The organism is Sphingobacterium spiritivorum (assembly GCF_016724845.1).
In the GTDB taxonomy this organism is placed as follows: Bacteria; Bacteroidota; Bacteroidia; order Sphingobacteriales; family Sphingobacteriaceae; genus Sphingobacterium; species Sphingobacterium spiritivorum_A.
In genome coordinates this window covers 2,502,160-2,517,223 of record NZ_CP068082.1, presented here as the reverse complement: position 1 = coordinate 2,517,223, position 15,064 = coordinate 2,502,160, and the positions used below count along the sequence as shown (strand labels likewise).

Here is a 15,064-nt window from a genome sequence, read left to right as displayed (position 1 = left end):
CTCACAAACCACCAAAAAAACCATAATAATCACTATATTAGAAACCTTTTTTAGTGATTTTAGCTTTTAAATGCAGCAGACAAAAGATAATCTGAGTTACAAACTTGTTTATTCCTTAGGGGAACATCCTTACCTGGGGTACCTGATCGAACCGCACATTGTATTTCTAAATGCAAATGGCAGTTACTCGCTCAAGTACAAACGGGTGTTCAGCAATACAGTCGATGAATTTGCAGACAAACTTGATGAAACGGACTATAAGCTCATCAAACTGTTAGACGAAACAGAGCAGACCCATGTCATCAAACGCTATCACAAAAAAGCTGTCCGGCCGATAGATTTCTTTGCCAAAATATTTGACAAGAAACTTTACGATTATATCCGTCCTAAATTAGACAACAAACTGCTGAAGGTACTGGATCTTATCGGAGATAAGCCTTTATTTTTAATGAGTAAGGATGGATATCCGGCGGAGCAGCAGTTACACATTGCCCCTCTTCCGGCATCCGTATTATTCCATTTTCGTCGCAGTGAAGAGGAGACACGCTATTTTCCCACGATCAAGTATGATGATAACCGGATTGAGTTTATGTTTAAAGATGCTCAGGTTATCATCAATGAACAAGCCTGGCTGCTATTAGGAAATACACTTTATCATTTTGATCAGGCTGTAGAGGGAAAAAAACTAAGTCCTTTTCTCAATAAAAGATATATTTCAGTTCCCAGGGGAACGGAGAAAAAGTATTTTGAAACATTCGTATGCGGACTTATTGAAAAATACCATGTCTACGCAGAAGGATTTGATATCAAAACCTATCAGCACGAAGCCACCCCTATCATCAAACTGGTACATCTTAATACCGGATCACAATTACAGTTGTTATTTCAGTATGGTCCTTACCTCTTTGAGTCAGGAGGCGAACATCGCATCACAGTAAGAATGACCTATGATGAATCTGAAGATCTCTACACTTTTCATCGAATAAAACGTTCTCTTATTTGGGAAGACAAGCAATTTGCCCTCTTAGAAAAACTTGGACTGGAGAAAATTGACAAATTATTCAGCAATCTTATTCCAAACGAGCACAACGGGGGAGAAACAAATACACTGGAATGGCTTTCCAGACATCAGGAACATTTGCTTGAATCCGGATTCCAGGTTATTCAGGAGGAATCAGCAAAGCGATACTTTATCGGGAAAACAGTTCTCGACATTGCCGTTGAAGAAGATAATGACTGGTTTGATGTAAAAGCAGTAGCCCGGTTCGGCCCATATGAAATCCCTTTTATACAATTGAGGAATAATATCCTGAATAATATACGGGAATTTGTGCTTCCCAACGGAGAGATTGCGATCATTCCTGAAGAATGGTTCGCGCAATACCAGCACCTGTTTCATTTTTCTTCCACAAAAAATGAGCTTAAGCTTAATAAGGTCCACGTTGGGGTACTCAATGACATCAGTGAACATACCGCACTTACATTCACCCGAAAATTAGAAAAACTTGCTGATTTTGAAGAAATAAGTGATGTTGCTGAACCTAAAAATTTCAAAGGTCAGCTACGTCCTTATCAAAAGGCAGGATATAACTGGTTCCATTTTCTGCAGCATTATAAATTCGGAGGAGTTCTGGCGGATGACATGGGGCTTGGGAAGACAATTCAAACACTGGCTTTACTACAAAAACAGAAAGAAGATGCAGGCGAGGACGGGCAACCTCATACTTCCCTTCTGATTCTGCCGACATCACTGATCTATAACTGGCAAAAGGAGGCATCCAAGTTTGCACCCAAGCTAAGAATCTTACTACACACCGGAACAAACAGGATCAAGGACAATTTCTCTCTTTCACATTTCGATCTGGTGATCACCACGTATGGTATTGTACGAAGTGACGAGCAAATGCTGGAAAAGTTTTACTTCAACTATATTATTCTGGATGAAAGTCAGAATATCAAAAACCCTGCATCCAAATCATTTAAGGCTATCAAAAGTCTAAAGAGCAGACATAAGCTGGCCTTAAGCGGAACCCCGGTTGAAAACTCAGTATCGGATCTTTGGGCTCAGATGCACTTTACCAATCCGGGATTACTAGGTACATTTACCTATTTTCAAAAGGAATTTGTGCAACCTATAGAGAAAAAGAAAGATGAAGAGCGGGCAAAGAAACTACAGTCTATTGTCAAACCTTTTATCCTCCGAAGAACAAAAGATCAGGTAGCTACAGAATTGCCTCCGAAAACAGAACAGATCATCTACTGTGAAATGACAGAAGATCAATCTGAGACTTATGAAAAAGTAAAATCCGAATACCGCAATGCTTTGTTAAATGTTAATACAGAAGATAAAGCAAAAACTTCACAGATAACATTGCTGCAGGGATTGACAAAATTACGCCAACTGGCCAATCATCCAAAAATGATTGATGATGATTTTGAAGGAAACTCCGGCAAATTTGATTTGGTACTGGAGACTTTAGAATCCGTGCTTCATGTCGGAAATAAAGTGCTTATCTTTTCTCAGTTCGTCAAACAGCTAAGTATTTTCAGAACTTATTTTGAAGAGAAAGGCATTCAGTATGCCTACCTGGACGGAGCCACAAAAAACCGATCTGAAGCAGTAGCTGAATTTCAAAAGAATAAGAATACCAAACTGTTTCTGATATCGATCAAAGCGGGTGGTGTAGGACTAAATCTTATCGAAGCGGATTACGTATTTATTCTTGATCCGTGGTGGAACCCTGCTGTCGAACAGCAGGCAGTGGATCGGTCACATCGCATCGGGCAGACCCGCAGTGTATTTATCTACAAATTCATTACGAAAGATACCGTAGAAGAGAAAATACTGGCGATGCAAAACCGAAAAAGAGGAATTGCCAAGAGTCTCATCACTACCGAAGAAAGCTTCATTAAGTCGCTGTCACAGGAAGATCTGAAAGAACTCTTAGGATAAATAAAAAAAGCCTTCTGTATATGATCTCATAATGCAGAAGGCTTTTTACAAGGGATTACAATTGTTTTCTAAAGTTAGCTACGCTCTCTTTCACATCCTCTTTATTGTTCTCCCAGTTGTATTCATATTCTGCAGAGATCATCCCTGAAAATTTCTGCCTTTTCAGTTCATTGATGATATCCTTCATACCGATAATACCTGTTCCCCAATGTACATCATGTGCTTTTTTGTCTCCAAACACATTCAAATCTTTAAAATGCACATGAAAAACACGTCCTTCCAGTTTTTTCAACGATTCTACCGGATTAAGTCCCGATCGTGCCCAGTGTCCCACATCCGCACAAGCGCCCATTCTTGCACTCTTACCTTTCAATAGAGTCAGGATTTTATCCGGATTCCAATAGAAAGAAGGGTCAGGATGATTATGTATAGCTGCTTTGATATCATATTTATCACATAATTGAGATACGGTCTCCAGATCTGCTTCCTTTGGTTCACAATTAATAACCGGAATATCCATTGATTTTGCGAAAGCAAATATTTTCTCCCATTCCGCAGCATTCTTTCCGGATACCACTCCATATGCCTGAAGGGAAATATTTTTCTTCTTCAACAGAGCTTTCACAGCTTTCTTACCTTCTTCGGAAAGATTATAGTCCATTTTCCCTTCGATTCCTCCGCCGATATCTTGCCCCGGAAAGGCTTCTACATACCGCAGGTCACAACTGTCAATCTTATCTAAAGCCTGAGCAAAGGTAAACAGTCTGAACGTATAAGCCTGTGATCCCAGCTTCCAGTTTAATTTCTTCTCCGGATATGCTGCTGCTTTTTTCTGAGCGTGGACCGATACTGTCGTTAGTGCGATCAGTGCACAAATAAGGAATTTTATATTTCTCATATTAGTAGTTTTTACATCCGCAACAGGGATGGTTGATCTTTCAAATGTACCTATTTGAGATCCATTCATAAAACGATTAATCTATCATTTCTGTTATAAAAAAAGCCCGTCCGGAAATATCTACATTCCGGACGGGCCCATTCCTTTAGTACTAAGATTATTCTCTAGTTAAATAAAGGCAATGCTTTGCCAATACGACGAATAACCTCTTCCTTACCCAAAAGTTCTGTTATCTGAAACACATCGGGGCCAAACTTTCCGCCTACCAGCATAATACGGTATGGCATCATCAGTTCACCCATCTTCAGACCTGAACTTGTTATTTTTTCTTTGAACAACGGTTCTAATACTGCTGCAGTCCAGTCAGACTGCTGCTCAAAATCGTTTATTATTTCCTGAAAAAATGCAGTCTTCTGTTCATTCCATTTCGGTTTTACAGCTTCCACATCATATTGTTCAGGAGTTACAAAAAAGAAAGATGCCTGTGTCCAGAAATCTTCAACATAGGTGAGGCGCTCTTTGACAGCTCCCAATACATTCAACATATACGCTTCCGATTGTTTAGAAGTATCCACTCCATGTTGCTCTATATTTTCTATTATTTTAGGTAACAGAGTTGCATCATCGGTACGTTTGATCCACTCATGATTGAACCATTTTGCTTTTTCAAAATCAAACTTGGCTCCGGCTTTGCTGACACGTGATACGGAGAATTTTTCAATCAGTTCTGCTAACGAAAACAATTCCTGCTCAGTACCATCATTCCAACCCAATACTCCCAGCATATTAACAAATGCTTCCGGTAAAAAACCTAATTCTCTAAATCCTTTAGTCAGATCTCCGGTCTTAGGATCGGTCCAGTTCATGGCATACACCGGAAATCCAAGACGGTCTCCATCACGCTTGCTCAGCTTACCATTTCCATCCGGTTTCAGGATTAACGGCAGATGCGCCCATTGAGGCATTTCAGCAGCCCAGCCCAGATATTCCCAAAGCAATATATGTACAGGCGCAGACGGCAGCCACTCTTCACCTCTGAAGATATGACTGATCTCCATTGCTTTATCGTCGACTACTACGGCCAGATGGTAAGTAGGCATACCATCAGCTTTCAATAATACCTTATCATCTACGAGCCCCGTTTCAAAGCTAACTCTTCCGCGAATCATATCCTCAAAAGAAACAGTCTCGTCCTGAGGCATTTTGATACGAATAGTATGTGAATGGCCTTCAGTCAGCAATTGTTGCGTTACTTCCGCAGGAAGACTCAACGAGTTGCGAAGATTCATGCGGTTTTCATGACTGTATCTGAAGTTAGGCTGAATCTTTCTTTGTTCATCCAATTCCTCTGCTGTATCAAACGCATAATAGGCAAATCCCTTTTCTACCAGCTGTTCCGCATACTGACGGTAAGAAGGTTTACGCTCACTCTGTCTGTATGGTCCGTAGGCTCCTTCTTTGGAAGGACTTTCGTCCGGAACTATTCCGCACCAGGCGAGACATTCGTTTATATATTCTTCAGCTCCCGGGACAAATCTTGTCTGATCGGTATCCTCAATACGAAGGATAAATTCACCTTGATGCTGACGTGCAAACAAATAGTTAAATAAGGCTGTACGTACACCACCTAAGTGCAGACCGCCGGTAGGACTGGGGGCAAAACGCACCCTAACTCTTTTTTGAGAACTCATACTGCAAAATTACCATAAAATTTTTTATTTGCGACAACTGTTATCTTCTGTTAAAGTTTGACCATATTTATCACAACTCATCTATTTTCCCTATTTTGCGGCATCATTTTGCAAAGTCGGCGCATGAATCCTTATCAATACAACAAACAACGCTGGAAATTTTTATTACTGATTTTTGCAGCGATCATCGCTGGAGCTTCTCTCTTCTATACCAATAATCTGGTCAAAAATCTGTCTGCATCCGAGCGGACAAAGGCGCAGGTATGGGCCATGAGTACCAAAAGCATTATTACCATGCCCGATGTGGATGACGAATTTATCACCTTCATCTATGCTGTAAGAGACAGTCTGGCGTTACCGGCGATTATCACAGATCAGAAAGATAACATAATATTCTGGAGGGATCTGGATTCGACCAAAACCAATATCAGGCACAGCGAACAAGATTCTGTTGCAGCCAACAGCCCTGTTTATGATCCCGGATACTTTCAGAAAGAACTGAAAGAGATGAAGCGCAGCCACCCGCCTATTACCATTAACCTGGACAATGGAGATCAATGGCAGGTATTCTATAAGGATTCCAACGAACTGATACAACTCCGGATATTTCCCTATGTACAACTTTCCGTTATTGCGATTTTTCTTATAATAGCTTATACTGTATTTAATTCGATTAAGAAGTCAGAGCAAAATCTGGTATGGGTAGGTATGGCCAAAGAAGCTGCACATCAGCTCGGCACGCCTATTTCTTCCTTAATGGGGTGGCTGGAACTTGTCAGAATGAGGTTTGATGCTGAGGATGATAATATTCTGAACGAAATGGAAAGAGATGTCAAACGGCTGGAGATCGTCGCCGACCGGTTTTCCAAGATTGGTTCCATACCTTCTTTATCCAACTACAATGTCTACACGATAGTAAATGATTTTATCAATTATTTCAGAATACGGACGAGTGATAAAATTACATTCACCCTGACAGGTGACACCCATATAGAAGCGAAGCTGAATGCGCCTCTGTTTGACTGGATACTTGAAAACTTACTCAAAAATGCAGTAAACGCTATTGAATCGGAGGGGCTGGTGAGTGTTAACATTTCAGAAAACATTGCAAAAGAAGAAATTTTTATAGACATTAGTGATACGGGCAAAGGAATTCCAAAATCAAATTTTGAGACAGTCTTCCAACCTGGCTTTACCACACGTAAAAGAGGATGGGGGCTCGGGCTGAGCCTCACCAAGCGTATGGTAGACTATCATAAAGGACAGATTTTTGTCAAAGAATCCGAGATAGGAAAAGGAACAACATTTAGAATAGTATTAAAGAGCAATTTAAGATATGAACCCACTCAAATCGGATGAATACCCGGCAATCTACGCTGACTACATAGAGACTATTGTCGGAGACGTAATGGAAGTCCTTGAAGATCAACTCAACACCTTCCCTGCTTTTATATCATCTATCCCCAAAGATAAAGAGCTGTACAAATACGCAGAGGATAAATGGACTATCAAAGAGGTATTGTGCCATATTCTGGATGCAGAACGTGTCATGTCTTACCGAGCATTGCGCTTTGCAAGAAATGATATGACTTCATTACCTGCTTTTGAACAGGAAGAATTTGTGCAAAACGGACGACACAACGAACGTACACTGGAAAGTATAATCGAAGAATTCAATTATCTGAGACGATCAAATCTGTCTTTGTTTCATACCTTTAATGAAACAGAACTGAGTCGTAAAGGGATGGCTTCTGACCGTCTGATCAGTGTCCGCGCCTTTGTCTATATCGTAGCCGGCCACTTGAATCACCACAAATTTATCATACAAGAACGTTACCTTAATCCTGACAATGAGTAGTATCTGGTTTAAAGAATACAATCTGGATGAACTAAACGTCATATTTGCAAAAAATATGACCGGTTTTCTAGGTATTAAAGCAACTGAACTGACAGAGAACAGTATTACGGCAACCATGCCTGTCAACGAAAAAACCAAACAGCCATTCGGACTGTTGCATGGAGGAGCATCTGTAGTATTGGCCGAATCTGTAGGAAGTATTGCTTCCAACATGGTTGTCAACGATGAAAAATATATGGGTGTAGGGCTGGAGATCAATGCTAATCATATACGATCAGCAACAGATAAAGAGGTAACAGCCATATGCAGCCCCTTACATATAGGTGCAACTACGCATGTGTGGGATATCCGGATTAATAATCATCGCGGGCAATTGCTTTGCATATCGAGACTTACGGTTGCCATAGTTCCAAAAAGATAATTTGTTACAAAACTTTTTTAAAAATACATTGTCTAATACCTATAGAAACCATTTTCTTGGTTTTGTGATACGGTTTAGGTTTTGAGAGCGATTCCACCCCCTGGATTCGCTCTTCTTTTTGTAATATCCTTACTATAATTAATATAAAACTGATGATTTTTTATTAATATTATAGGATTTTTTAACCTGGCTATCGATTTAACAAACGTTTGCATAAACATTTGCACATAAAAAGTGAAATTATTTCAGTAGCCTTGTAATAAAGATTTTTTCAACAATAAAATAATCTATAATCCTAAACATGGAACCACAAAAAACCACTCAACAATCTACTTTCGGGCCGATGATAATCTGCTGTGCCCTCTTTTTTATCTTAGGTTTTATTACCTGGGCCAACGGTACATTAATCCCCTTTCTGAAAATAGCATGTAACTTGGAAACTGACTTACAAGCCTTCTTTGTTGCTTTTGCTTCATATATCGCTTATTTCTTTTTGGCTTTACCAAGTTCATGGATACTGAAAAAGATCGGTTTCAAAAACGGACTTATCGTCAGTTTAGTAATTCTTGGATTAGGTTCATTAATTTTTATTCCGGCAGCGGATAGCCGCAGCTACGGATTGTTCCTTACCGGAATCTTTGTACAGGGAGCGGCAATGGCTTTATTGCAAACTGCTGTCAATCCTTATTTAAGTATCATCGGCCCCATTGAAAGTGCGGCACAACGTATATCAATAGCCGGATTATTTAATAAAGGAGCAGGGATCACAGTTCCTATTATCTTCGGAACACTGTTTCTGAAAGATGCTCATCAAGTTACAGAAAAACTAGCCGCTACAACAGATGAACTCGTAAAAAATCAGATTCTGGATGATTTACTACAAAGAGTACATGCACCTTATATTGCATTGGCGGTTATTTTTGTGGTGTTTGCCATTGTGATCAGATTCGCACATCTTCCGGATGTAGAAGTAGACAAAGAAGAAAGTAGCGAACTGAATGCTTCAGATACTCAGCAGAAACAAAGTGTATTTCAGTTTCCTCACCTGTTTCTGGGATCATTAGCTATATTCTTCTGTGTTGCTGTAGAAGTTATGGCCGGAGATATTATCGGTGTATATGGCCGGGAATTGAAAATTGATAGCTTTTTTGTTACCTATGCGACCACATTTACACTTTCCTGTATGCTGGTTGGATATGTTATCGGTATCATTGCTATCCCTAAATATGTAACCCAGCAGATGGCTCTACGTGTATGTACTATTGTTGGTATTATTTTTACCCTTATTTCAGTATTAACTACCGGCACTACATCTTTCATCTTCGTTGCTCTTCTGGGTATTGCAAACTCATTAATGTGGCCTGCAATCTTCCCTCTTGGCATCAAAGGTCTAGGTAGATTTACGAAAATCGGATCTGCTATTATGATCATGGGTATTGCGGGAGGTGCTATCTGGCCTTTGGTATACGGATATTTAAAAGATCATTTACATATAGATTTCCAACACGCATTCTTATATGCCATGGTTCCTGCCTACCTGTACATTCTGTTCTTTGCAGTCAAAGGACATAAAGTCGGTAAAGCATAAATTCAATCTTTGACATTTAAATTTTTTAAAAAGCAATTATAACCCTGTATTATAATTGCTTTTTTAGCATAATTACAACTTAATACTATGAGCATTAAACCCTTTTTAACAGGTCTAACCCTGTTTTGTTCCACCTTGTTGTTCGGGCAGATCGGACATGAGTCTGCTGATCCGAAGCCCGGTAGTTCTGCTAATTGGAAAACCGTTAGCCCCGACATTAATCTTTCCTTTTCATCTACCAATTTTAGTCATTCCAAAACCACTCCTCCTCTGCAGCAGGTATTGAAGACATCCTGGTCTCAGAAAGCCTGGAAAGGTGAAAAAGTCGGAATACAAGCTGTGTTATGGTCTTCAAAAGATTTTCAGGATATCGAACTTTCTGCAACAGACCTTACATCTGATCCTAAAAACACTATAAACGCAGATCATATCTCCATCAGTTATGTGAGCTATGTGATGTCGGATCTTATCGGAAATCTCAAATCAGGTTGTGGTATCAGCGGAAAACTGGATTCTATCTTAGTGGCTGACCGTATTGAAAATGAACAGCACTTCCGGTATGATAAAAACACAACCCGACCGATATGGATATCTCTGGATATTCCGCAGCATACCAAAGCTGGCATCTATAAAGGTAAGGTGATCGCAAAAAGTGGTAATAAAGCTCAGGAAATCAATTACAGTATAGAGGTTCTGGATCATACACTACCCACCAGTGACCAGTGGCAGTTTCATCTTGATCTCTGGCAGAATCCGTTCTCTACCGCACGTTATTACAACGTAGAGCCTTTTTCGGATAAACACCTGGAGATATTAAAGCCCTACATGCAGAAGTTAGCCAGTGCCGGACAAAAGAGTATTACCGCCAGTATTATTCATGATCCCTGGAACGGTCAGACGTATGATAAATATCAGACGATGATCAAATGGATTAAAACGAAAGATGGCAACTGGAAATACGACTACAGCAACTTTGATAAATGGGTCAGATTCATGACCGATCTGGGCATGGGTAAGTTCATTAATTGCTACAGCATGATTCCCTGGGATCCAAAATTCTACTATGAAGATGAGGCTACGGGAAAGACTACTTTCTTAAAGGCAGCCCCCACATCTGAAGAGTATAAAAAACACTGGCTTCCTATGCTGAAGGATTTTGCACGCCATTTAAAAGAGACCGGTAATTTTGATCGTACTACTATTGCGATGGACGAAAGGCCTATGGATCAGATGCAAAGTGCCATTGCCATTATTAAAGAAGCTGATCCTTCTTTCAAAATCTCGCTGGCGGGAACATACCATAAAGAATTGTCAGACGATCTGGCAGATTATTGTATTACGCTGAAGGAAGACATGGATAAAGAAGTATTGGAAAGCAGAAAAGCAAAAGGGCTTACTACTACTTACTACACCTGCTGTACCGAACCCTTCCCAAATACATTTACCAGTTCAGGCTACAGTGAAGCCACCTGGCTACCCTGGAATAGTGTACAGCGCGGATTTGACGGATATCTCCGTTGGGCCTTTGACTGTTGGAACAAAAATCCTAACTTAGATACGCGTTTCGGGACCTGGCTGGCAGGCGATGCATGGTTTATCTATCCGGATGTAAAGACTTCAATCCGTTTTGAAAAACTCATTGAAGGAGTACAGGATGCAGAGAAAATCAGAATTATCCGAGAAAAGCTTAAAAAAGAAGGCAAGACTGCCGAACTTAACAAGTTAGAGTCTGTTATTCAGGAATTCAACAATAAAAATATCCATCAGAATACGATTCATGATCAGGTAATAAAAGCACGTGAATACCTGAATAGCTTATAATATTTAAGAATATACTAAACAGATATGAAAAAGTCAATTTTAACATTATTAGTTGCTTCAGCTTTAGCCTTCGGAGCTCAGGCGCAACTGAAAATACCTCAGCCTAGCAGCGCTACTGAAGTAACACAGGCGATCGGGATTCACAATGTAGTATTGAAATATAGCCGACCTAATACAAACGGACGTACTATTTTCGGTGATCTTGTACCTTACGGACAAGTGTGGCGTACCGGTGCCAATACCGTGTCAACACTGACATTTGAAGAAGAAGTCACTGTTCAGGGAACAAAAGTTCCTGCCGGTACTTATGGGATTTTCACTATCCCTAACAAAAATGAATGGACAATTATTCTGAGCAAGAACAGCAAGCAATGGGGAGCGTATACGTATAAACAAGAAGAGGATCTTGTGCGTTTCAATGTAAAACCAACTACATTAGCGAATAAAGTAGAAACGTTCACCATCAGTTTTGATCAGGTAACGACGACATCCGGTGTCGTGAGCATCGCATGGGATAAAGTCTCGGTACAATTCAACATCAAGGTAGACCAGTCAAAAGAAATTTTAGCTTCTATTGATCAGGCTATGCAAGGTGAGAAGAAACCTTATTTTCAAGCAGCATTATACTATTTCAACAACAATCTGGATATCAAAAAAGCTGTTGAATGGGTAAATATTGCAGATCAGGGAAACACAGAAGCTCCATGGATTAAATACTGGAAGTCACAGATTCTGTTAAAATCCGGAGATAAAAAGGGTGCTGCAGAGACTGCTCAACAAGGTATTGACATGGCTAAAGCGGGTAAAAATGATGAATATATCAAATTAAACACGCAGGCTTTGAATAACGCCAAAAAATAATATTTGCGCACACCAGCGCAAATAATAATGCCCGGAAATCCGGGCATTATTTATTTAATAAGGCATCGTACAGTATCTCGACAGGATGCATCGCTTTTACACCTGTACCATCCTGAATCTGATGGCGACAACTTGTGCCAGGAGCAGCAATAAGCTGCTGTGCAGCTTTATTTCTCACCTCCGGAAACAGGACAAGTTCACCAATCTGCATAGACACATCGTAATGTTCTTCTTCGTATCCGAATGAGCCAGCCATCCCGCAGCAGCCTGAAGCGATCAATTCGACATCATAATGCGCCGGAAAACTCAGTATCTTCTCAGAGGTTGCCTGAAGTTTCCAGGCCTTTTGCTGACAGTGTCCGTGAAGCTTGATGGAACGTTGTTCCTGCGAAAATTCCGAACTGGAGATTTTACCTGATGAAATTTCTCTCAACAGAAATTCATCAATCAGCAAGGCATTAGCGGCTACCTTTTGCGCATCTTTCAAGAGGTATTCATCTACAAGATCGACATACTCATCTCTGAAAGTCAATATTGCAGACGGTTCCACCCCTATCAGAGGAGTTTCGGCTGTAATCCTCGATTTAAAAATATTGATCTGCTGCTCGGCTATTTTCTTTGCTTCACGCAGAAAACCTTTAGACATTAGTGCTCTTCCGCTCTGCGGATGAGGAATCATGAGTACCTCATAGTGCAAGCCTTCCAGAAGCTGAATGGTTTTCTTGCCTAACTCTACATCATTATAGTTTGTAAATTCATCACAAAAGAAATAGACAGTACCCCTGATTTCTTTCGTATAAAGAGGTTTTTCCCTTGACAGAAACCATTTCCTGAGACTAACAGAGCCAATAGTCGGAAGAGAGCGTTTCGGAGCTATGCCCACAGCCTTTTTGATCAGCTTACTCACCCAGGCATTTGATACAGACCAATTATAAAGCCCAGGTAAGAAAGAGCCCAATCTGGATACCTGATCTATATTGGCGATCATACGTGTGCGCAACGGCACTCCGTTGGCATCGTGATAAGCCTGCAGAAAGTCTGCTTTCAATTTAGCCATGTCGACACTTGACGGGCACTCACTCTTGCACCCTTTACAACTCAGGCAGAGATCCATGACCGATTTGATCTCTTCATGATCAAAAGGATTTTCCTTTGTCGAATGGGTAAGCATTTCCCGAAGCATATTGGCTCTGGCACGTGTAGTATCCTGCTCATTCCGGGTTGCCATATAAGACGGACACATAGTACCGCCTGAAATATGTAATTTACGGCAATCTCCGGAACCATTACACTGCTCCACATGCTGCAGAATATTCTGTCCCGGATATCTGAATACCGATTTTATAGTTGCCACAGGTGCATCCGGCTCATAGCGAAGCATGGTATTCATAGCCAGAGTATCTACAATCTTACCCGGATTAAAAATATTATCAGGATCCCACGTCTTCTTTATTTCCTTAAGCAGATTGTAATTATGTTCACCGATCATGTAAGCAATAAACTCTCCCCTCAGTCTTCCGTCACCATGCTCTCCGCTTAATGATCCCTTATATTTTTTTACCAATATGGCTATCTCCTGTGCTACGGTCCTGAACAGTTTATTTCCCTCTTTCGTTTTCAGATTCAGGATCGGCCGCAGATGCAATTCACCCGTAGCCGCATGGGCATAGTGTACGGAGTAGAGTCCGTACCTGGCCAGTATAGTATTGAACTCCTGAATATACTCAGGCAGATCAGCAACATCTACAGCCGTATCCTCGATAACGGCGACAGCTTTCTCATCGCCGGGGAGGTTACTCAGCAGCCCCAAACCTGCTTTTCGAAGCGCCCAGATCCGTTGCATATCTTTTCCGAAAATAACGGGAAAGTGATACCCCAGACCTTGCGACCGCATCTCATCCTCTACTAGCTTCACTTTTTGCAGAATGGCCTCTTCATCATCTCCATCATACTCCACAACCAGAATTGCTTCCGGATCTCCTTCTATAAAAAAACGATTCTCACGTTGTTCCAGATTATTTTTGGTACATTCCAGGATATAATGATCAATAAGTTCACAACTGCGTGGATGATACTTCAAGGCGATCAGGTTTGCTCTTAATGCATCCTGCAAAGTCTTAAAATGAATGCCGGCCAAACCTGTTTTTTTCGTATGCAGCGGATCTACATGCAATTTGATCTCCGTAATAAAAACGAGGGTTCCCTCTGAACCGGCAATCAGTTTGCAGAAGTTGAATGGTTCAGTACCTGCTGTAAAAGGATCCGTTTCCAGCAACAGATCCAGGGCATAGCCCGTATTACGGCGAGGTATACTCTTCCGGGGAAACTCTCTTCGTATCTCCTCCTGATTATGATAATCGCCAAGCATGGTTTTCATCTGCTGATAAAGCTTGCCTTCCAGCGTATCCAATTCACTTTTGGCGATGAACTGATCAAATGTCAGCGGTTCGAATTCAACTTCCGAGCCATCACTCAGCAGTCCTTTAATTGCAATGCTGTGTTCTCTTGCACTTCCGTAGATCAGCGAATTGGAGCCACAGGAGTTATTACCAACCATACCGCCGATCATGGCACGATTAGCCGTTGATGTCTCCGGCCCAAAGTAAAGCCCGTGAGGCTTCAGATACATATTCAGTTCATCACGTATCACTCCGGGCTGTACACGTACCCATGACTCTTCTTTATTGACCTCTACTACTTTTGTCCAATATTTTGATACATCTACAACAATTCCATTCCCCACAACCTGTCCGGCCAGAGAAGTGCCTGCAGTACGGGGAATCAATGCACTTTTTTCTGCGCGGGCAAATGCAATTAACTCCTGCAGATCTTTCACATTCCTGGGATAGGCCACAGCAGTCGGCATTTCCCGATATGCAGAGGCATCTGTTGCATAGAGAATCTTTGTCTGGTTATCCCACAGCAACTCTCCTTCGAGTACTTCACTTAATCTCCGAAGTTTTTCTTCCATAT

The 15,064-nt window shown here is 41.0% G+C and carries 10 protein-coding genes; 7 read left to right on the top strand and 3 right to left on the bottom strand.

The genetic code is table 11. The features are described from left to right. Nucleotides 1-70 precede the first annotated feature (70 nt). Nucleotides 71-2,953 (top strand): DEAD/DEAH box helicase, encoded by a 2,883-nt coding sequence (locus tag I6J03_RS10665; protein ID WP_003012597.1) that lies wholly within the window; start codon nt 71-73, stop codon nt 2,951-2,953. Between the two features lie 55 nt (nt 2,954-3,008). On the opposite strand, the gene I6J03_RS10660 is transcribed toward I6J03_RS10665, so the two are convergent. Next, on the bottom strand, nt 3,009-3,851 hold the full coding sequence (locus I6J03_RS10660; RefSeq protein ID WP_039990605.1) for a sugar phosphate isomerase/epimerase family protein: 843 nt from the start codon (nt 3,849-3,851) through the stop codon (nt 3,009-3,011). A 164-nt stretch (nt 3,852-4,015) separates the two neighbouring features. Beyond that, entirely contained in the window at nt 4,016-5,542 is a 1,527-nt protein-coding gene (gltX, locus tag I6J03_RS10655) for a glutamate--tRNA ligase (RefSeq protein WP_003012600.1), read from the bottom strand. A 123-nt stretch (nt 5,543-5,665) separates the two neighbouring features. Between gltX and I6J03_RS10650 the strand changes: the two genes are divergently transcribed. The 6 genes from I6J03_RS10650 (at nt 5,666) to I6J03_RS10625 (ending at nt 12,091) form a co-directional block, all read left to right on the top strand. Continuing rightward, nucleotides 5,666-6,901, top strand: coding sequence for a sensor histidine kinase (locus tag I6J03_RS10650; protein ID WP_003012603.1), 1,236 nt, complete (start codon nt 5,666-5,668; stop codon nt 6,899-6,901). Then, the gene (locus tag I6J03_RS10645; RefSeq protein WP_003012606.1) at nt 6,879-7,400 is read left to right on the top strand and encodes a DinB family protein; all 522 of its coding nucleotides are present in this window, start codon (nt 6,879-6,881) and stop codon (nt 7,398-7,400) included. Before I6J03_RS10650 ends, I6J03_RS10645 begins: the two co-directional genes overlap by 23 nt. Further along, nucleotides 7,393-7,821, top strand: a complete 429-nt coding sequence (locus I6J03_RS10640; protein WP_003012607.1) for a hotdog fold thioesterase — start codon at nt 7,393-7,395, stop codon at nt 7,819-7,821. Before I6J03_RS10645 ends, I6J03_RS10640 begins: the two co-directional genes overlap by 8 nt. Before the next feature lie 301 nt (nt 7,822-8,122). Continuing rightward, complete coding sequence (locus tag I6J03_RS10635) at nt 8,123-9,409, top strand: sugar MFS transporter (protein WP_003012611.1); 1,287 nt, start codon at nt 8,123-8,125, stop codon at nt 9,407-9,409. An 87-nt stretch (nt 9,410-9,496) separates the two neighbouring features. Further along, the gene (locus I6J03_RS10630) at nt 9,497-11,230 is read left to right on the top strand and encodes a DUF4091 domain-containing protein (RefSeq protein WP_003012613.1); all 1,734 of its coding nucleotides are present in this window, start codon (nt 9,497-9,499) and stop codon (nt 11,228-11,230) included. Between the two features lie 24 nt (nt 11,231-11,254). Continuing rightward, the gene (locus I6J03_RS10625; RefSeq protein ID WP_003012615.1) at nt 11,255-12,091 is read left to right on the top strand and encodes a DUF2911 domain-containing protein; all 837 of its coding nucleotides are present in this window, start codon (nt 11,255-11,257) and stop codon (nt 12,089-12,091) included. 46 nt (nt 12,092-12,137) lie between these two features. Here the strand turns inward: I6J03_RS10625 and I6J03_RS10620 are convergent, their stop codons facing one another. Then, nucleotides 12,138-15,062 (bottom strand): FAD-binding and (Fe-S)-binding domain-containing protein, encoded by a 2,925-nt coding sequence (locus I6J03_RS10620; RefSeq protein ID WP_003012616.1) that lies wholly within the window; start codon nt 15,060-15,062, stop codon nt 12,138-12,140. Nucleotides 15,063-15,064 lie beyond the last annotated feature (2 nt).

What these genes read in the sequence shown, in the direction of transcription:
- I6J03_RS10650 (WP_003012603.1), top strand. Translation starts at nt 5,666, where the DNA reads ATGAATCCTTATCAATACAACAAACAACGCTGGAAATTTTTATTACTG.
- I6J03_RS10630 (WP_003012613.1), top strand. Translation starts at nt 9,497, where the DNA reads ATGAGCATTAAACCCTTTTTAACAGGTCTAACCCTGTTTTGTTCCACC.
- I6J03_RS10665 (WP_003012597.1), top strand. Translation starts at nt 71, where the DNA reads ATGCAGCAGACAAAAGATAATCTGAGTTACAAACTTGTTTATTCCTTA.
- I6J03_RS10645 (WP_003012606.1), top strand. Translation starts at nt 6,879, where the DNA reads ATGAACCCACTCAAATCGGATGAATACCCGGCAATCTACGCTGACTAC.
- I6J03_RS10625 (WP_003012615.1), top strand. Translation starts at nt 11,255, where the DNA reads ATGAAAAAGTCAATTTTAACATTATTAGTTGCTTCAGCTTTAGCCTTC.
- I6J03_RS10660 (WP_039990605.1), bottom strand. Translation starts at nt 3,851, where the DNA reads ATGAGAAATATAAAATTCCTTATTTGTGCACTGATCGCACTAACGACA.
- I6J03_RS10620 (WP_003012616.1), bottom strand. Translation starts at nt 15,062, where the DNA reads ATGGAAGAAAAACTTCGGAGATTAAGTGAAGTACTCGAAGGAGAGTTG.
- I6J03_RS10640 (WP_003012607.1), top strand. Translation starts at nt 7,393, where the DNA reads ATGAGTAGTATCTGGTTTAAAGAATACAATCTGGATGAACTAAACGTC.
- gltX (WP_003012600.1), bottom strand. Translation starts at nt 5,542, where the DNA reads ATGAGTTCTCAAAAAAGAGTTAGGGTGCGTTTTGCCCCCAGTCCTACC.
- I6J03_RS10635 (WP_003012611.1), top strand. Translation starts at nt 8,123, where the DNA reads ATGGAACCACAAAAAACCACTCAACAATCTACTTTCGGGCCGATGATA.